The organism is Kitasatospora sp. NPDC051170 (assembly GCF_044455705.1).
Lineage (GTDB): Bacteria > Actinomycetota > Actinomycetes > Streptomycetales > Streptomycetaceae > Kitasatospora.
In genome coordinates this window covers 306,908-323,597 of the sequence record NZ_JBITFA010000010.1, presented here as the reverse complement: position 1 = coordinate 323,597, position 16,690 = coordinate 306,908, and the positions used below count along the sequence as shown (strand labels likewise).

Here is a 16,690-nt window from a genome sequence, read left to right as displayed (position 1 = left end):
CCACCCGCTATGACAAGACCCGCGAGTCCTACCAGGCCGCCGTCACCATCGCCTCGATCCTGCTCTGGATCTGATCTTTGAAGACGATCTCTAGGGCGCGTCTGACAATTCCCGCCGGGCGGTCGCCGCCAATTGTCAGACACGCCCTAAGCCAGCACCCGGGGCAGCACCACCCGCAGCCACTCCTCCGGCTGCGACAGGTGCGGCGCGTGCCCGGCGCCCCGGTAGAGGTGGCGTTCGGCCTTCGGCAGCGTGAGGTCGACGAGGTCCAGCACCTCCCCGAACATCGGCGCGCTGTCGTCGCTCTGGGTGAGCAGCGCCGGTTCCCCGAACCGGCCGAGGTCGGCGAGGTCGAGGTCGAGGGCGTCCGGGTCGCGCAGCTCGTCGAGGTAGGTGGCCGCGTTGCGCACGTACGTGTGCCGGATCGGCGCGGGCAGCTGCTCCCAGGCGCCGGGGCCGAAGGCCAGGCTGTCCACGTACAGCTCGGCGGCCGCGGCCGACTCGGCCTGCTCCAGCAGCTCCCGTACGGCGGCGATCCGGTCGGCGAAGGCGGTGCCGATGGGCCGCAGGTCGGCGTCGGCGAGCAGGATGCCGCTGCCGGGCGGCTCGTGGACGGCGAGGCCGCGCAGCAGGTCCGGACGGGCGGCGGCCAGGCGCAGCGTGACGAGGGCGCCGTACGAGTCGCCGTAGACGAAGGCGGGGGCGAGGCCGAGGCCCTGGACGAGCCCGGCGAGGTCGGCGGCGTCCTCGTGCACCGAGCCCTGGGTGAGCAGGTCCTCGCTGCGGCTGTGCCCGCGCCGGTCGTAGGTGACGACGCTGGTCCGCCCGACGAGGCCCGGCAGCACCCGGGCCCAGGAGTCGGCGTCGCTCCAGGAGCCGTGCACCAGGACGACGCCGGGGCCCGAACCCCGGGCCTCGTAGTGCAGCGACACCCCGTTCACCCTGATCCCGGCCATCACGAGCCTCCCGGTCCCGGCGCACCGAAGCACACCGAAGCTCACCGAACGAGCGACGGTGCTCCCCCACCAGCCTGACACGGACGCCCTACTCGAGCCCCCGCACCGGAGGCTCGTCCCGCGTCCCGTCCTCCGCGACGACGGTGAACCGCTCCGCCCCCGCCAGCGCGAGGTCGACGGGGTAGAGCGAGGCGGTGCCGTTGACGTCCAGCTGCCGGGTCGTCCGCCCGGTGGACGCCTCGATCCTGGTCAGCCGGTTCCTGGTCATCGCCCACACCGAGTCGCCGTCCAGCAGCACCCCGGTGACCTGGTCATCCAGCCCGGCGGTCCAGCGCCGCCGCCCGTCCGCCAGCGAGTAGGCGACGAGCCTCCCGGTGGCGACGCGGACGGGCCTGCGGCCGCCGCTCATCCGCACGTCCCCGGGCTTGCCGCCGGGGGCGATGTACAGGTCCCCGACCACGACACCGCCGAAGAGCGGGCGGGCGCTGAACTCGTCGAAGGCGTGGACCCCGCCGAGCATCACGTCGAGGTCGTACTCGTCCCCGGAGACGGGGATCGCGGCCCGCTGCCGCCCGTCGCCGTCGAAGCTGAGCACCGCGTGGGTGCCGCCCTGGGACTGGTCGTCCACCCAGACGGCCAGCGGCGCGACGGAGACGACGGCGAGGTTGCGCACGCCCCCTTCGGCGGGCAGGGCGATGCGGCTGCGCTCGCGCCCGTCCGAGGGCGCCAGGGCGCGCAGCACGGGCGGGGCGGCGGCGCCGCACTGGGCGACGGTGACCACCGCATCCGTCCCGCCCGCGACCTGGAGCGGGGTGCAGCCGGCCCCCGCCTCGCTGTGCCACAGGGCCCGGCCGTCGGAGAGCCGTACGGCCCGCCAGTCGTCCTTGCCCTGGAGGACGGCCTCGTCCCCGGCGACGGCGAGCTGGTCGGGGGAGGCGGAGTCGCCGTCCCGGGCGGGGGCGTCGACGGTCTCCGTCCAGCCCTGCGCGCCGCCGGCGAGGCCCAGCGCGGTGACGGCGGCGCACGGCCGGCCGTTCGCGGAGTGCCCGATCAGCCCGACGCGGCCGGGCCCGACGCCCCGGCTCATCGCGCAGACGGTCTCGGCGCCGGGCGGCGTCCACCGCCAGGCGACGGCCCCGCTGGCGCCCCGGTAGGCGACGACCTGGTCGGGGCGCACCCGCACCACGAGGTCCCCGCTGGTCCAGCTGCCCACCGCGCGGGCGGTGGCGGGCCGGTCCGGCGGGGCCTGCCAGGAGTCGTTGAGCCCGTCCCCGGCGAAGCAGCCGAACAGGCAGAGCCCGAGCGCCGTGCCCAGGGCGACGGCGGGCAGGCCCCGGCGGGGGTGGATCAGCGCCCACACCAGCCCGGCACCGCAGGGCATCAGCCCGAGGATGCTGACCACCCCCATCACGGGCAGGCCCGCGCCCCCGAATCCGTTGGCGGGGCCGAACAGCACCGCCAGCCCCATCGCGGCGAACATCGCGCCGAGCACCCCGCCGGCGACGACCATCCAGGCTTCCCGGTCCAGGGCGCGCCCGGGAAACCCCCTACCCCACCGTCTCCCCCGGACGGCGCTGTCCACGGGCCCCTCGGCCATGCCGGTCTCTTCTCCCCCACGCTCCGAAGCCCCTCGGACCGGGGCGGACGATCACCGGATCGTCGCAGAGCGGGGAGGGCGGGCGGAACAAAGAGCATGGAAAACCCTTCACCCCGGACGGGAAGCCCAGCGACTCCGTTCCCCTCGGCCGCGACCCCGCAGACCCGGTCGAGTGAGCCTCACCCCCGGGCAGTGCGCGCACGCCGCCGGGCTCGTTCTGCAGTGCATGACCCCCGCTCCGACTCCCGCTCCGCCCCTCGCTCCGACCCCCGCTCCGCCCCCCGCCCCCCTGTGCCCGCCGCAGGCCGTACCGAGGCGTTCGTGGCGGTGATCGGCCGGGCGACCGCCGCCGTGATCGCCCTCGCCATCCTGCTCGTCCCCGCCGCCGTCACCCCCGAGGCCGCCCGCCCGCCCGAGGTCGGGACCGGCTGGTGGGAGGTCTCCGCCAACGCCGCGAACGTCCGCCGCGACCACTCCGGTACGGACACCGTCCTCGGCCTGGCCCGCACCGGCGACCGCGTCGAGGTCCTCGACACCTGGACCTCGACCCTGGGCGCCCGCTGGGCCAAGGTCCTGGTCGCCCGCACCCGCACCACCGGCTGGGTCCTCTGGTCCCTGCTCACCCACCACGACCTGTGAATCGCATTGGCGAACGGGCGCGTCCGCTGCCTATCGTCGGCGCATGACCACTCGAACCTTCCGCATCATGGTGCGCGGCGTCTTCGACGGCCTCACCGACGGGCAGCGCGCCGAACTCCTCGCCGAGGCGCCCCGGCACGACGTGCTGCACGCGGCCTTCACCCGCGAGGGCCACCTCTCCTACGACCTCACCGCCCGCACCGCCTTCACCTTCCGCTTCCTCGACGAGGGCGAAGAGGAGGAGGACATCCTCCTCGCCACCGAACGCGCCGAACAGGCGGCGCGCGCCTGGCTGGAGGAGCGCGGCTACGGCTGCAGGAACCTCCGCTCCCAGGCCGAGGACCTCTCCCAGGCCCCGCTCGGCAAGCGCCAACGCCGCGCCGCCCAGTCCCCCCGCTAACCCGCCCCACCCCCTCCCCCCGCCACCTCCTTGACGGCTCAGCCCTGACCTATACTTGAGCAGTCAAGGAGGTGGCAATGACAACCCCGACCCCAGCCCCCAGCCCCGACCCGCTCGACACCGCCCTCCGCCTCGTCCGCGCCCAGGCCGCCCTGGTCAAGCGCTTCGACTCCACCCTCGGCGGCCTCCACGGCGTCAGCCTCTCCGACTTCACCCTGCTGCTCCACCTCGGCCAAGCCCCCGGCGGCCGGATGCGCCGCGTCGACCTCGCCGAAGCCCTCGGCCTCACCGCCTCCGGCGTCACCCGGGGCCTCGCCCCGCTCGAACGCATCGGCCTGGTCTCCCGCGAGGCCGCCGCCCGCGACGCCCGCGTCGCCTACGCCGCCCTCACCCCCACCGGCCGCGAACGCCTCGCCGAGATGCTCCACACCGCCCGCCAGGTCGCCGCCGACCACTTCGCCGCCCCCACCTGGAGCCCCGAGGACCTCGACCGCCTCACCACCCTCCTCACCCGCACCGGCGGCACCGCCCCCGACACCCGCCCGCCCGGACCCGCCTCCTAGGCTTGCGCCCCGACGCACCAGCACCAGCACCCGCACCACCGCGAAGGGCCGCAGCATGACCGACACCCCCGACCTCACCGTGGACGGCACCGGCCTGCTCTGCGTCCAACTCCTGCTGCGCCTGCGCGCCAAGATCGCCCACCTGCCCGCCGGCGCCGTCGTCCACATCCGCACCACCGACCCGGCCGCCCCGCTCGACCTGCCCGCCTGGTGCCACCTCACCGGCCACACCTACCTCGGCCCCCTCCCCCACCCCGCCGAGTCCTACGAGGTCTACGGGCTGCGCCTCACCTCCGCTCCCGTCCCCACCCGCCCCGACCGCCCCTGGCACCCCGCTTCCTAGCCGGACACGGCATCAGCGTCCTCAACCACCGCCCCCTGAAAGCCCTCTGGCCACGATCCACCTGACCGAGAGCCCGCTGTGCCACCATGAGGACAGCCGAACACCCCCGTGTCCCAGGGAGGTTGAGCACCATGAACCCGATCCTCAGCTGCCGCTGGCACGACCGCGAGGGCGAGTGGGCGCTGACCGTCGCCCACAACGCCTCCGGCTGGGAGCTGATGGCCTCAGCACCCCGCTGGTCCGAGTCCCTGCCCTTCTCCGACCCCGACGACGTCCGCCGCCTCGCCCAGGCCCTCCTGGACCTCCCCGCCGAGCCCGAGCCCTACGAGTGCGAGTGGCAGCTCACCCGCACCGACCACGAGCGCACCCACTTCGCCACCTTCGCCGTCGGCCTCGACCCCGACGACGACCACCGCCCCTACCTCGCCTACCAGTCCTACTACCACGTCGGCCAGGCCACGGGCCTCGGCCTGGAGGTCATCTGCGAGAACCCCCCGGTCGACCACCTCCGCGCCCAGGCCCACGCCTTCCTCACCACCCACCACTGACCCCACCCCGCCCCACCCCACCCCGCCCCGCCCAGCGGCCACCCACCGCCCCCACCCCCGACTCCCCCCACCCACAGCCCACAGCCCACAGCCCACTCAACGAAAATCGGCCAACGCGCAGGCAGCGCCCGCACGTTGGCCGTGGCCCCCGAAGTCCGCTACGCGGTACGCCGCAGCAGCGCCAGGTACATCGCGTCCGTCCCGTGCAGGTGCGGCCAGAGCTGCACGTCCGGGCCTTCGCCCAGCGCCGGGACGCCCGGCAGCAGCGGCCGCGCGTCGATCCACTCGACCCGCCCGCCCTCACCGCGCAGCACGTCGTCCACCACCGCGCGGGTCTCCGCCAGGTGCGGCGAGCAGGTCGCGTAGCCGACGACCCCGCCGACCCTCGTCGCCTCGATCGCCGAGCGCAGCAGGTCCCGCTGCAACGGCCCGAAGGCCGCCACGTCCGCCGGGCGCCGACGCCACCGCGCCTCCGGCCGGCGCCGCAGCGCGCCCAGCCCGGAGCAGGGCACGTCCACGAGCACCCGGTCGAAGCCGCCCTCGCGCCAGGCCGGCCGCGTCCCGTCCGCCGCGATCACCGTGTACGGGCCGGGGTTGCCCTCCAGCGCCCGCGCCACCAGCCGGGCCCGGTGCGGCTGCTTCTCGCTCGCGACCAGCGCCGCGCCCCGCTCGGCGGCCAGCGCGCCCAGCAGGGCCGCCTTCCCGCCGGGCCCGGCGCAGCCGTCCAGCCAGAGCCGGTCCGGCCCCTCGACCGGAGCCGCGGCCAGGGCGAGCGCCACGAGCTGGCTGCCCTCGTCCTGCACGCCGGCCCGGTTCTCCCGTACGGCGTCGAGCGCCCCCGGGTCACCGCCCTCCGCGAGCCGCAGCGCGAAGGGCGACCAGCGCCCCGGCTCGGCCTCGGGCAGCACCTCGGCCAGCTCGCCGACGGTGACCCGCCCGGGCCGGGCGACGAGGGTCACCTCGGGCCGCTCGTTGTCGGCCCGCAGCAGTTCCTCCACGGCCGTGCGCCCGGAGGCGTCGGGCTGCCAGCGTCCGAGCGAGTCCCACAGCGCGGAGACGACCCAGCGCGGGTGGGAGTGGACGACCGCCAGGTGGTCCTCGGCGTCCTTCTCGTACGGGGGTGCGACCTTCTCGATCCAGGTGTCCAGGTCGTGGGCGCTGATCCGCCGCAGGACGGCGTTGACGAACTTGGCCTTGCCGTCGCCGAGCACGACCCGGGCCAGCTCGACGGTCGCCGAGACGGCCGCGTGGCTGGGGATGCGGGTGGTGAGCAGCTGGTGGGCGCCGAGCGAGAGCACGTCCAGCACCGGCGGGTCGACCTTGCCGAGGGGCCGGTCGATGCAGGCGGCGATGACGGCGTCGTAGGTGCCCTGCAGGCGCAGGGTGCCGTAGACGAGCTCGGTGGCGAGGGCGGCGTCGCGCCGGTCCATGCCCTTCTGCTCGGCTTCGCGCAGCAGCGAGGGGAGGATCAGGTTGGCGTACGCGTCGCGCTCGTCGACGGCGCGCAGGGCGCGGAAGGCGACGATCCGGGCCGGGTCCTTCTTGGGACGGCGGTGCGGGCGGGGGGCGCGGGTCGCGCCGGGCGGGGTGGTCACAGGTGCCTCAAGGTGCTACGGAATTCATCAGACGAAAACGAAACTCGTACGAACACTAACGCCATCCGGAAACCTCAGCCCCCGAACCGCTCCCCCGCCTCCAGCCGCGCCCCGCGCGCCCAGTCCGCGGCCCGCATCTCCTTCTTCCCCTGCGGCCGCACCTCCCCCAGCTCCACGTCGTGGCTCCCGGTCCCGACGCGCACGCTGTTCTTGCCCACCATCGCGACCTCGCCGGGCGCCAGCTCCGCGGACTCCGGCAGCAGCCTGACCGGCCCGGTGACCTTCAGCCGCTCGCCCCGGAACTCCGTCCAGGCCCCGGGCGCCGGCGCGCAGCCGCGCACCACCCGGTCGACCCGCAGCGCGGGGTGGCTCCAGTCGATGCGGGCGTCCTCGACGCTGATCTTCGGCGCGAGGGTGACGCCCTCGCCCGGCTGCGGCACGGCGTGCAGCGAGCCGTCCTCGATGCCGTCCATGGTGGCGGCCAGCAGCCGCGCGCCGCTCTCCGACAGCCGCGTCAGCAGTTCCCCGCTGGTGTCCGAGGGCCGGATCTCCTCCGTGATCACCCCGTAGACCGGCCCGGAGTCCAGCCCCTGCTCGATCAGGAAGGTGGACGCCCCGGTGACCTCGTCGCCCGCCAGCACCGCGTGCTGGACGGGCGCGGCGCCGCGCCAGGCGGGCAGCAGCGAGAAGTGCAGGTTGACCCAGCCGTGCTTCGGGATCTCCAGGGTGCCGGGGCGCAGCAGCGCGCCGTAGGCGACCACTGGGCAGCAGTCGGGGGCGAGTTCGGTGAGCCGGGCGACGAAGTCGGGGTCGCTGGGCTTCGCCGGCTTGAGGACCTCGATCCCGGCCTCCTCGGCGCGCAGGGCGACCGGGCTGGCGACGAGCTTGCGCCCGCGCCCGGCGGGGGCGTCGGGGCGGGTGACCACCGCGACGACCTCGTGCCGGCCGGAGGCGATCAGCGCGTCGAGCGCGGGAACGGCGACCTCGGGGGTGCCGGCGAAGACGAGACGCATCAAGTGCCTTTCTGCGAACGGAACTTCAAAAAACGAACGAACAGGCTCAGCGCGCCGACCCGAAGGTGCCGTGCGGCGAGACCTTGACGACGGGCGCGGGCGCGCCGCCCCACTCCGCCTCCCGGATCGCCTTGAGCGCGGCCTTGCGCTGCTCACGGTCGAGCCGGTCGATGAAGATGATGCCGTCGAGGTGGTCGGTCTCGTGCTGGATGCACCGGGCGAGCAGCTGCGTGCCCTCCACCGTCACCGGCTCCCCGTGCATGTTGAGGCCGCGGGCGACGACCCCGTACGAGCGCCGGGTGTCGTAGCGCAGCCCGGGCAGCGACAGGCAGCCCTCGGGGCCCTCCTGCTCCTCCTCGCTGAGCGAGAGGTCCGGGTTGATCAGGTGCCCGGTGACGCCGTCCACGTGGTAGGTGAACACCCGCAGGGAGATGCCGAGTTGGGGCGCGGCCAGGCCCGCGCCGGGGGCGTCGAGCATGGTGTCGGTGAGGTCCCGTACGAGGGTGCGCAGCTCCTTGTCGAAGGTGGTCACCGGCTGCGCGGTGGCCCGCAGGACGGGGTCTCCGAAGAGACGGATCGGCTGGATCGCCACGGGTTGCGGGCTCCTGTGCGTCGGGGGTTCTCCGGGTTCCGGTGCCCAAGTCTATGCAACGCCCGTGGCCCCTCCCCCGGCCACTGGCATATCCCGAGTCACCGCCACCGCGTTACCCCGGCCCCCGCTTCGGCGTTGGTCAAGAGAGATTGACCGGGCCGGGGGCGCACGGGACACCGCGCCCCCGGCCGAGCCGAACCGTCTGAACCGTACGGAAGGTGGCGCGTAAGCCATGGCCGAGCAGATCAACCACGACGCCCGGGCGCGGGCGAGCCTGCACCTGCTGGTGCGGGACATCGAGCGGGTGAGGCGCCAGGTCGACGCGCTGCGGACGCTCACCGCCCAACTGGGCAACGTGTACCGTCCCCGCCGCCCGAGTACCTCGGCCGGCTTCGTCGTGTACGGGCGGGCGCCCGCGCCGACCGTGCGCCTGGCGCAGGAACTGCGGGAGAGCGTGGAGACGCTGGTCGCGGCGGCGGTCGAGTTCGACCGGGCGCTGGGCTTCTCCTGGGACTCGGTGGGCTCCGCCCTCGGCGTCACCAAGCAGGCCGTGCACCGCCGCTACGGCATGCGCCGCCCGACCAGCGAGCTGCTCGCCGCCGGCGGCGGAGTCCCGGGCCCGACCCGCCCGGACCGCTCCGAGGAGCTGCCCGCCGTCCCCGAGCACACCGCCCTGACCAGCGACCGCCCCGAACGCATCGAGCGTCCCGAACGCATCGAGCGCATCGAACGCCCCGACCGTATCGAGCGCCCCGAGCGCCCCGAGCGCCTCGACCGCCCGGGCCTGAGCACCACCGTCCCCGCCGCCCGCCAGGGCGGCCTCGACCGCGCCGCCCTGGACCGCGCGGCCCACGACCGGGCCACCCCCGCCCCGCGCCCCCCGGAGCGCACCGACCGCCCCGGCATCCCCCTGCGCGGCTGACACCCCCAGCGGGGCGGGGTGGCCCACTCACCCCGCCCCCGCCGGCCACGCCTACGCGCAGGGCGCCGTCACCCGATGTCCAGCGGATCCACCCGCACCCGCACCGCCTCCGGTGTCCGCAGCGCGATCCGCGCGATCTGCGCCGCCTTGAGCGCCGCCGCCAGCGCCGCCCCCTGCCCCGGAGGCACCCGCAGCAGCGCCCGCTCCTGCTCCTCCCCCCGTAGCTTGGACGCGGGCACCGGCCCGAGCACATCGGCCCCCTCCGGCAGCCGGATCAGCCCCAGCAGGTCGGCGACGGCCCCCGGGCTGCCGCTCACCGAGGCCATCCGTGACACCGGCGGGAAGTGCAGCGCCGCCCGCTCGTCCCGTTCGAGCCCGGCGTGCCCCAGCGGATCCCACCGCACCAGCGCCTGCACGGGCCGCGCGGAGGGCTCGGCGACGACGACCACCGTCCCCCCCTCCTCGGAGGGCCGCACCAGCGCCGCCGCCGCGAGCCAGAGCCGCAGCGTCTCCTCACCGGCCCGCAGGTCGGGCCGGCTCAGCAGCGCCCACCCGTCCAGCAGCAGCGCCGCCCCGTAACCCCCGGAGCCCTCCACCACCGGCTCGGCCCCGGGCGTGGAGATGACCAGCGAGGGCTCGTCGGGCACGCTCGTCAGCACCGCGTCCCGCCCGGAGGTCCGCACGGGGATCCGCGGGAACGCCTTGCCCAGCTCCTCCGCCGTCCGCCGGGCGCCGACCACCTGCGCCCGCAGCTTGAACGACCCGCACTCGGGGCAGTGCCAGTCGTTCTCCGGCTCCCCGCACCATCCGCAGCTGAGCGGCGCGTCCGCCGAGGCCGCCTCCAGCGGCCCCTCGCAGCGCCGACAGCGTGCGGGCGTGCGGCAGCGCCCGCAGGCCAGCCGGGGCACGTACCCGCGCCGGGGCACCTGGATGAGCACCGGGTGCCCGGCGGCCAGCGCCTCCCGCGCCGCCTCCCAGGCCACCGAGGGCAGCCGGGCGGCCTGCGCGGCCGCGTCCCGGTGCTGGTCCTGGTCGGTGACGGTCCGCACCCTGGGCGCCGTGCGCCGTACGGTCTCCCGGTCGGCGACGAGCGGCCGCGCCCACCCGGTGCTGACGAGCTGCGCGCCCTCGACGGTCACCGCGTGCCCGCCGAGCAGCACCGCCGCCCCCTCCTCGGCGGCCCGCAGCAGCGTCACCTCCCGCACGTGCGGGTGCGGCGCCCGGGGGTCGCTGTGGCTGCCGTCCCCGTCGGACCAGACGACGACCAGCCCGAGGTCCCGGACGGGCGCGAACATGCTCGCCCGGGTGCCGATCGCGGCGCGCACCGAGCCCCGGCTGACGGCGAGCCAGCGCCGGTAGCGCTCGGCCGGGCCGAGCTCGGCCTCCAGGGCCACGTGCATCCCGGCCCCGAGCAGTTCGGTGAGCGCCTGGTCGACCCTGGTCACCGACCGCCGGTCGGGCAGCATGACGAGCGCGCCGCGCCCCCCGGCCAGCGTGGCCGCCACCGCCCGGGCGATCTCGTACGGCCAGCCGGGCCCGGGCAGCGCCGCCCAGACGGCCCGGGGCGAGCCGCCGCCGGCCAGCGCGGCGAGGAAGTCGGGGCCGGCCGGGTAGCGCTGCCACCCGCCGGGCGCGGGCGCGGCGGGGCGCGGCCGGGGTTCGGGCGAGGGCTCGGCCTCGGCCTTGGCGTGCCGGGGCGGCACGGCCAGCTGCAGCACGTCGGCCAGCGTCCCGGCGTAGCGGTCGGCGACGGTGCGGCACAGCCGCAGCAGCGCCGGGGAGAGCACGGGCTCGGGCGAGAGCACCTGGGCGAGCGGGGCGAGCGGCCCGGGGAACTCGCTCTTCTCCAGCCGGGCGACGATGAACCCGTCGTGCAGTTCCCCGCCCTCGCGCTGCCCCCGCACGACCCGCGCGCCGAAGCGCACCCGCACCCGCACGCCCGGCTTGGCCTCCTCGGCCATGGCCTCGGGCACCTCGTAGTCGAAGAACTTGTCGATGGTGAGCACGCCCTTGTCCACCACCACCCGGGCCACCGGCAGGTGCTCCGCCCGCTTGGCCCCGCGCCACGTCCGGGGTTTGGCCCGCTTGACCGTCTCCCGGATGAAGGCCAGCTGCTCGGGCTCCTCTGTGCTGCTCATCGCCACCAAGTACTACCAGGTCACACCGACACGAAGCGGCGCCCACCCCCGAGCCGGGGATGGGCGCCGCTCCTCACACGAGTACGTCAGTCCTGCACGGCCGCCTTCAGGGCGTCCACGCGGTCCGTGCGCTCCCAGGTGAAGTCCGGCAGCTCACGGCCGAAGTGGCCGTACGCGGCGGTCTGGGAGTAGATCGGACGCAGCAGGTCCAGGTCGCGGATGATCGCGGCCGGGCGCAGGTCGAAGACCTCGGAGACGGCCTTCTGGATGGTGAGGACCGGTACGGTCTCGGTGCCGAAGGTCTCCACGAACAGGCCGACGGGCTCGGCCTTGCCGATCGCGTACGCGACCTGCACCTCGGCGCGGCTGGCGAGGCCCGCGGCGACGATGTTCTTCGCCACCCAGCGCATCGCGTACGCGGCCGAGCGGTCGACCTTGGACGGGTCCTTGCCGGAGAAGGCGCCGCCACCGTGGCGGGCCATGCCGCCGTAGGTGTCGATGATGATCTTGCGACCGGTGAGGCCGGCGTCGCCCATCGGGCCGCCGATCTCGAAGCGGCCGGTCGGGTTGACCAGCAGGCGGTAGCCGTCGGTGACGAGCTTGATGCCCTGGTCGGCCAGCGCCTTGAGCTCCGGCTCCACGACGAACTCGCGCACGTCGGGGGTGAGCAGCGAGTCGAGGTCGATGTCGCTGGCGTGCTGGGTCGAGACGACCACGGTGTCCAGGCGGACGGCCTTGTCGCCGTCGTACTCGATGGTGACCTGGGTCTTGCCGTCGGGGCGCAGGTACGGGATGGTCCCGTTCTTGCGGACCTCGGTGAGACGGCGGGAGAGGCGGTGCGCCAGGGTGATCGGCAGCGGCATCAGCTCGGGCGTCTCGTCCGACGCGTAGCCGAACATCAGGCCCTGGTCGCCGGCGCCCTGCTTGTCCAGGTCGTCCTCATCGCCCTCGACACGGGCTTCGTACGCGGTGTCGACACCCTGTGCGATGTCGGGCGACTGCGCGCCGATGGACACCGACACGCCGCAGGAGGCGCCGTCGAAGCCCTTCTTGGAGCTGTCGTAGCCGATCTCCAGGATCTTGTCCCGGACGAGCTGGGCGATCGGCGCGTACGCCTTGGTGGTCACCTCGCCGGCCACGTGCACCTGGCCGGTGGTGATGAGCGTCTCCACGGCGACCCGGGAGGTCGGGTCCTCCCGGAGGAGAGCGTCAAGGATGGTGTCGCTGATCTGGTCAGCGATCTTGTCGGGGTGTCCCTCGGTCACGGATTCCGAGGTGAACAGGCGGCGAGACACAGCGCTCCCTGGGGTTGCAGCGGCTGCTGACTGAAGGCCCCCGGCCGAAACCGAGGACATCCGGAAAGACTTGATTCCTGGAGTCTAACGGGATCGTTCCGTCAAACGTCACCCGCTTCGGGAAATAGAGATCGGTTCTGGAGAGAAATCGATCACTTATCGGCCGGATCGAGGCCATTCACGACGAGATCCCACACCACGTCCGCCAGGGCTTCCTTGGGGCCCACCGGTACCGGCGTCTCGGACCCGTCCGAACCCAGCACCACGGCCTCGTTCACGTCCGACCCGAAAGCCTTGCCGTTGCCCACCTCGTTGACGACCAGCAGGTCACAGCCCTTGCGGGCGAGCTTGGCCCGGCCGTTGGCGAGCACGTCGTCGGTCTCCGCCGCGAAACCCACCACCACTTGGCCCGAACGGGGACGGCTGGCCGAAATCTCGGCCAGCACATCGGGATTGCGCACCAGCGCGACCGGCGCCGGTTCGACGCCCTCGACCTTCTTGATCTTGCCGGTGGCGTACTCGGCGGGGCGGAAGTCGGCCACCGCCGCGGCCATCACCACGGCGTCCGCGTCCCCCCCGGCCTTGAGCACCGCCTCCCGCAACTCCAGCGCGGTGGAGACGTGCACCACGTCCACCCCCGCCGGATCGGGCAGCTCCGCATTGGCCGAGACCAGCGTCACCCGGGCGCCCCGCGCGGCGGCCGTCACGGCCAGCGCGTAGCCCTGCTTGCCGGAGGAGCGGTTGCCGAGGAAGCGCACCGGGTCCAGCGGCTCCCGGGTGCCGCCGGCGGAGACCACCACGTGCCGGCCCGCCAGGTCGGTGGGCACGGCGCCGCCGCGGCGCAGCACCGCCTTGCACGCCTCGAAGATCGCGGACGGCTCCGGCAGCCGCCCCTTGCCGGTGTCCTTGCCCGTCAGCCGCCCGACGGCCGGCTCCAGGACGATCACGCCCCGGCGGCGCAGCGTGGCGACGTTCTCCCGGGTGGCCGGGTGCTCCCACATCTCGGTGTGCATGGCGGGCGCCATCACCACCGGGCAGCGGGCGGTCAGCAGGGTGTTGGTGAGCAGGTCGTCGGCCAGTCCGTGGGCCGCCTTGGCGATCAGGTCGGCGGTGGCGGGGGCGACCACGACCAGGTCGGCCTGCTGCCCGATCCGCACGTGCGGCACCTCGTGGACCCGCTCCCAGGTCTCGGTGGCGGCCGGGCGCCCGGACAGCGCCGCCCAGGTGGCCTCCCCGACGAAGTGCAGCGCGGCCTCGGTGGGCACCACGGTGACCTGGTGGCCCGACTCGGTGAACCGGCGCAGCAGCTCGCACGCCTTGTACGCGGCGATCCCGCCGCTGACACCGAGGGCCACGCGGGGGGCGTCCACAGTCGGGTTCATCTCTCCGGCCTCTCTCCGCATCGGGAACCCGCCCACCCTACGGCCCCGCACACAGAGCGAGAAACGCCGGAGGGCCCGGCGGAATGTTTCCGCCGGGCCCTCCGGGAAGAGTCGTGAACCGCCTCAGGCGGCACCCTCGATCGCCTCGGCGGTCAGCATGCCCGCGTTGATCTCGCGCAGCGCGATCGACAGCGGCTTCTCGTGCACGTGGGTGTCGACCAGCGGGCCGACGTACTCGAGCAGGCCCTCGCCGAGCTGCGAGTAGTACGCGTTGATCTGGCGCGCGCGCTTGGCCGCGTAGATCACCAGGCTGTACTTCGAGTCGGTGGCCTCAAGCAGCTCGTCGATCGGCGGGTTGATGATGCCCTCGGGCGCGGTCATGGAAGAGGACACGCGAAAACCTTCCGAAAGGGTGGAAAAAAAGACAGACAGGTCAGGCTACACCGAGCAAGGCTAGCAGTTCGGCCGCTACCTGCTCGACCGAGGTGTTGACAAGGGTCGTGTCGAACTCCGACTCCGCCGCCAGCTCGACCTTGGCGGCCTCGAGCCGCCGCTCGATGACGTCCTGCGGCTCGGTGCCCCGCCCGGTGAGCCGGCGCACCAGCTCGTCCCAGCTCGGCGGGGCCAGGAAGACCAGCTGCGCCTCGGGCATCGACTCGCGCACCTGGCGGGCGCCCTGCAGATCGATCTCCAGCAGGACGGGCTCGCCGCGCTCCAGCTTCTCCAGCACCGCCGCACGCGGGGTCCCGTAGCGGTTCCCGGCGAACTCGGCCCACTCCAGCAACTCGCCGTTGGCGACGAGCTTGTCGAACTCGTCGTTGTCGACGAAGTGGTACTGGACCCCGTTCTTCTCGCCCGGCCTCGGGTGGCGGGTCGTCGCCGACACCGAGAGCCAGACCTCGGGGTGCATCTTCCTCATATGAGCGACGACCGTGCTCTTGCCGACCCCCGAGGGGCCGGAGAGCACGGTCAGCCGCGGACGCTCACTCATGCACCGATTATCCCGGATCGCGGACGATCCCGGCACCACGGGGGCACGATCAGGCGGCGCCGCCGCCGAACTCCCGCTCCAGGGAGGCGATCTGGTTCGTGCCGAGACCTCGGACACGTCGGCTCTCACTGATGCCGAGGCGCTCCATGATCTGCTTGGCACGGACCTTACCGACGCCCGGAAGGGACTCCAGCAGGGCCGACACCTTCATCTTTCCGATGACGTCGTTGTCGTTCTTGCCCGCCTTGATGACCTCGTGCAGGGAGGCGCCGGAGTGCTTGAGCCGGTTCTTGACCTCGGCGCGCTCCCGGCGAGCCTCGGCGGCCTTGGCGAGCGCGGCGGTGCGCTGTTCAGGGGTAAGGGGCGGAAGAGCCACGCCGTTCACCTCAGGGTGTGGAAGGTAGGAATTGAGCTATGACTGTTTTGGTTCCCAGGACACCGTCCGCAAGTGGAACCACAGGGCTCTGACCTGCGGGAGCTACGAGTTCGCGGCTCACCGATGACCTATCGCCGGACACTACCCGCATTGCGGCGCCGCGTCAGGAAAAGAACACGAAAAGTCCTGGTCAGCCAAGGCCGACCAGGACTTTCCCGGGCAAAATGACCGCGATTGCGAGGCTTGGGCACCGCCGATGTGACGGCGCTCACGTCAACTCGGGCGCCGCGCCGCCGTCCTGCGGACACTGCGCACGGTCACCGAACGGCTACCCCGAGGGTCACCGCCCCGCCTCGCAGGGCTACTTGACGGCCTCCGCGAACTCGCCCACGAACCGCTCCGCCGACTCCCGCAGCGCCGCCACCGACGGCCCGTGCCTGAGCACGTCCCGGCTGACGCTCGGCACCACGTTGAGCACCGAGGCGCCGAACACCCGCGGCAGGTCCGCCATGGTCGCGCCCTGGGCGCCGATGCCGGGGGCCAGCAGCGGGCCGTTGATCGCCAGGTCCACGCCCGCGTCGTCCAGCGTCGCGCCGACCACCGCGCCGAAGGAGCCCAGCGGCTCGGCCCCGGCGTTCTCCGCCGCGAGCTGCCGCAGCACCGAGGCCGCCACCGACTCCCCGCCGGCCCCGAGGGCGCGCTGCACCTCGGCGCCCTCCGGGTTGGAGGTCAGCGCCAGCGCGAAGGCGCCGCAGCCGTTCTCCTTCGCCAGGTCCAGCGCCGGGCGCAGCGAGCCGAAGCCCAGGTACGGGCTCACCGTCACCGCGTCCGAGAACAGCGGGCTGCCCGGCGAGAGGAACGCCTCGGCGTACGCGGCCATGGTGGAGCCGATGTCGCCGCGCTTGGCGTCCATCAGGACGAGCGCGCCGGCCGCCCGGGCCTCCTCCACGCTCCTCTCCAGCACCGCGACGCCCTTGCTGCCGAAGCGCTCGAAGAAGGCGGCCTGCGGCTTGAGCACGGCCACCCGGTCGGCCAGCGCCTCGACCACGGTGCGGCTGAAGGTCTCCAGTCCGGCGAGGTCGTCGCCGAGGCCCCAGGCGGCCAGCAGCGAGGCGTGCGGGTCGACGCCGACGCAGAGCTGGCCACGGGTGTCCAGGGCCTCGCGCAGGCGGGCACCGAAGGGGGCGAGGGTCATGTCTAGATCTCCGATGGTGGTAGCGGGGGTCAGGAGGGCGTGTCTTTCGGATCACGTCGGATGAGCGGGCGGCGTTGGGGTGCGTGCATCGGCGGTGCCGAGGAGGGAGCCCATGCGGAGCATCGGCGACCGAGGAGAAGCCGTC

At 74.0% G+C, this 16,690-nt stretch carries 17 protein-coding genes and 1 pseudogene; 6 read left to right on the top strand and 12 right to left on the bottom strand.

Going from position 1 to position 16,690, the window contains the following annotated elements; translation table 11 throughout:
- Window positions 1-146: 146 nt before the first annotated feature.
- Window positions 147-956 (bottom strand): alpha/beta fold hydrolase, encoded by an 810-nt coding sequence (locus ACIBCA_RS22580; RefSeq protein ID WP_396284727.1) that lies wholly within the window; start codon window positions 954-956, stop codon window positions 147-149.
- 88 nt (window positions 957-1,044) lie between these two features.
- Window positions 1,045-2,466, bottom strand: coding sequence for a PQQ-binding-like beta-propeller repeat protein (locus ACIBCA_RS22575; RefSeq protein ID WP_396284726.1), 1,422 nt, complete (start codon window positions 2,464-2,466; stop codon window positions 1,045-1,047).
- Window positions 2,467-2,874: 408 nt separating this feature from the next.
- On the opposite strand from ACIBCA_RS22575, the gene ACIBCA_RS22570 reads away from it, so the two are divergent.
- From ACIBCA_RS22570 to ACIBCA_RS22550, 5 genes are all read left to right on the top strand, one after another.
- The gene (locus ACIBCA_RS22570) at window positions 2,875-3,192 is read left to right on the top strand and encodes an SH3 domain-containing protein (RefSeq protein ID WP_396284725.1); all 318 of its coding nucleotides are present in this window, start codon (window positions 2,875-2,877) and stop codon (window positions 3,190-3,192) included.
- Window positions 3,193-3,235: 43 nt separating this feature from the next.
- Complete coding sequence (locus tag ACIBCA_RS22565) at window positions 3,236-3,592, top strand: DUF6204 family protein (protein ID WP_396284724.1); 357 nt, start codon at window positions 3,236-3,238, stop codon at window positions 3,590-3,592.
- Between the two features lie 77 nt (window positions 3,593-3,669).
- Window positions 3,670-4,155, top strand: a complete 486-nt coding sequence (locus ACIBCA_RS22560; protein WP_396284723.1) for a MarR family winged helix-turn-helix transcriptional regulator — start codon at window positions 3,670-3,672, stop codon at window positions 4,153-4,155.
- Window positions 4,156-4,210: 55 nt separating this feature from the next.
- Window positions 4,211-4,498 carry a sulfurtransferase TusA family protein gene (locus ACIBCA_RS22555; RefSeq protein WP_396284722.1) on the top strand — a complete coding sequence of 96 codons (288 nt, stop codon included), beginning with the start codon at window positions 4,211-4,213 and terminating at the stop codon, window positions 4,496-4,498.
- A 131-nt stretch (window positions 4,499-4,629) separates the two neighbouring features.
- The gene (locus tag ACIBCA_RS22550; protein ID WP_396284721.1) at window positions 4,630-5,046 is read left to right on the top strand and encodes a hypothetical protein; all 417 of its coding nucleotides are present in this window, start codon (window positions 4,630-4,632) and stop codon (window positions 5,044-5,046) included.
- A gap of 158 nt (window positions 5,047-5,204) precedes the next feature.
- Here ACIBCA_RS22550 and ACIBCA_RS22545 read toward each other — a convergent pair whose 3' ends face one another.
- The 3 genes from ACIBCA_RS22545 to def all read right to left on the bottom strand — a co-directional run bounded on the left by ACIBCA_RS22545 (window position 5,205) and on the right by def (window position 8,246).
- The gene (locus tag ACIBCA_RS22545; RefSeq protein WP_396284720.1) at window positions 5,205-6,641 is read right to left on the bottom strand and encodes an RsmB/NOP family class I SAM-dependent RNA methyltransferase; all 1,437 of its coding nucleotides are present in this window, start codon (window positions 6,639-6,641) and stop codon (window positions 5,205-5,207) included.
- A 74-nt stretch (window positions 6,642-6,715) separates the two neighbouring features.
- Window positions 6,716-7,654 carry a methionyl-tRNA formyltransferase gene (fmt, locus tag ACIBCA_RS22540; RefSeq protein WP_396284719.1) on the bottom strand — a complete coding sequence of 313 codons (939 nt, stop codon included), beginning with the start codon at window positions 7,652-7,654 and terminating at the stop codon, window positions 6,716-6,718.
- Window positions 7,655-7,700: 46 nt separating this feature from the next.
- Window positions 7,701-8,246 (bottom strand): peptide deformylase, encoded by a 546-nt coding sequence (def, locus tag ACIBCA_RS22535; protein WP_396284718.1) that lies wholly within the window; start codon window positions 8,244-8,246, stop codon window positions 7,701-7,703.
- 232 nt (window positions 8,247-8,478) lie between these two features.
- On the opposite strand from def, the pseudogene ACIBCA_RS22530 reads away from it, so the two are divergent.
- Window positions 8,479-8,823: pseudogene (locus ACIBCA_RS22530) on the top strand (hypothetical protein); the annotation flags it as partial.
- Window positions 8,824-9,236: 413 nt separating this feature from the next.
- Here the strand turns inward: ACIBCA_RS22530 and ACIBCA_RS22525 are convergent.
- From ACIBCA_RS22525 to pyrF, 7 genes are all read right to left on the bottom strand, one after another.
- Window positions 9,237-11,306: a primosomal protein N' gene (locus ACIBCA_RS22525; RefSeq protein ID WP_396284717.1), complete on the bottom strand. Its 2,070-nt coding sequence runs from the start codon at window positions 11,304-11,306 to the stop codon at window positions 9,237-9,239.
- An 86-nt stretch (window positions 11,307-11,392) separates the two neighbouring features.
- Window positions 11,393-12,601 carry a methionine adenosyltransferase gene (gene metK, locus ACIBCA_RS22520; RefSeq protein WP_396284716.1) on the bottom strand — a complete coding sequence of 403 codons (1,209 nt, stop codon included), beginning with the start codon at window positions 12,599-12,601 and terminating at the stop codon, window positions 11,393-11,395.
- 152 nt (window positions 12,602-12,753) lie between these two features.
- On the bottom strand, window positions 12,754-13,983 hold the full coding sequence (coaBC, locus tag ACIBCA_RS22515; protein WP_396284715.1) for a bifunctional phosphopantothenoylcysteine decarboxylase/phosphopantothenate--cysteine ligase CoaBC: 1,230 nt from the start codon (window positions 13,981-13,983) through the stop codon (window positions 12,754-12,756).
- A gap of 123 nt (window positions 13,984-14,106) precedes the next feature.
- The gene (rpoZ, locus tag ACIBCA_RS22510; RefSeq protein WP_031072480.1) at window positions 14,107-14,376 is read right to left on the bottom strand and encodes a DNA-directed RNA polymerase subunit omega; all 270 of its coding nucleotides are present in this window, start codon (window positions 14,374-14,376) and stop codon (window positions 14,107-14,109) included.
- A 40-nt stretch (window positions 14,377-14,416) separates the two neighbouring features.
- Entirely contained in the window at window positions 14,417-14,974 is a 558-nt protein-coding gene (gmk, locus tag ACIBCA_RS22505) for a guanylate kinase (RefSeq protein WP_396284714.1), read from the bottom strand.
- Window positions 14,975-15,023: 49 nt separating this feature from the next.
- Complete coding sequence (gene mihF / locus ACIBCA_RS22500; protein ID WP_030290269.1) at window positions 15,024-15,350, bottom strand: integration host factor, actinobacterial type; 327 nt, start codon at window positions 15,348-15,350, stop codon at window positions 15,024-15,026.
- A gap of 361 nt (window positions 15,351-15,711) precedes the next feature.
- Window positions 15,712-16,545, bottom strand: a complete 834-nt coding sequence (gene pyrF, locus ACIBCA_RS22495; protein WP_396284713.1) for an orotidine-5'-phosphate decarboxylase — start codon at window positions 16,543-16,545, stop codon at window positions 15,712-15,714.
- Window positions 16,546-16,690: the final 145 nt, after the last annotated feature.

What these genes read in the sequence shown, in the direction of transcription:
- ACIBCA_RS22580 (WP_396284727.1), bottom strand. Translation starts at nt 956, where the DNA reads ATGGCCGGGATCAGGGTGAACGGGGTGTCGCTGCACTACGAGGCCCGG.
- ACIBCA_RS22575 (WP_396284726.1), bottom strand. Translation starts at nt 2,466, where the DNA reads ATGGTCGTCGCCGGCGGGGTGCTCGGCGCGATGTTCGCCGCGATGGGG.
- ACIBCA_RS22565 (WP_396284724.1), top strand. Translation starts at nt 3,236, where the DNA reads ATGACCACTCGAACCTTCCGCATCATGGTGCGCGGCGTCTTCGACGGC.
- ACIBCA_RS22560 (WP_396284723.1), top strand. Translation starts at nt 3,670, where the DNA reads ATGACAACCCCGACCCCAGCCCCCAGCCCCGACCCGCTCGACACCGCC.
- ACIBCA_RS22555 (WP_396284722.1), top strand. Translation starts at nt 4,211, where the DNA reads ATGACCGACACCCCCGACCTCACCGTGGACGGCACCGGCCTGCTCTGC.
- ACIBCA_RS22550 (WP_396284721.1), top strand. Translation starts at nt 4,630, where the DNA reads ATGAACCCGATCCTCAGCTGCCGCTGGCACGACCGCGAGGGCGAGTGG.
- fmt (WP_396284719.1), bottom strand. Translation starts at nt 7,654, where the DNA reads ATGCGTCTCGTCTTCGCCGGCACCCCCGAGGTCGCCGTTCCCGCGCTC.
- ACIBCA_RS22525 (WP_396284717.1), bottom strand. Translation starts at nt 11,306, where the DNA reads ATGAGCAGCACAGAGGAGCCCGAGCAGCTGGCCTTCATCCGGGAGACG.
- coaBC (WP_396284715.1), bottom strand. Translation starts at nt 13,983, where the DNA reads ATGAACCCGACTGTGGACGCCCCCCGCGTGGCCCTCGGTGTCAGCGGC.
- gmk (WP_396284714.1), bottom strand. Translation starts at nt 14,974, where the DNA reads ATGAGTGAGCGTCCGCGGCTGACCGTGCTCTCCGGCCCCTCGGGGGTC.
- pyrF (WP_396284713.1), bottom strand. Translation starts at nt 16,545, where the DNA reads ATGACCCTCGCCCCCTTCGGTGCCCGCCTGCGCGAGGCCCTGGACACC.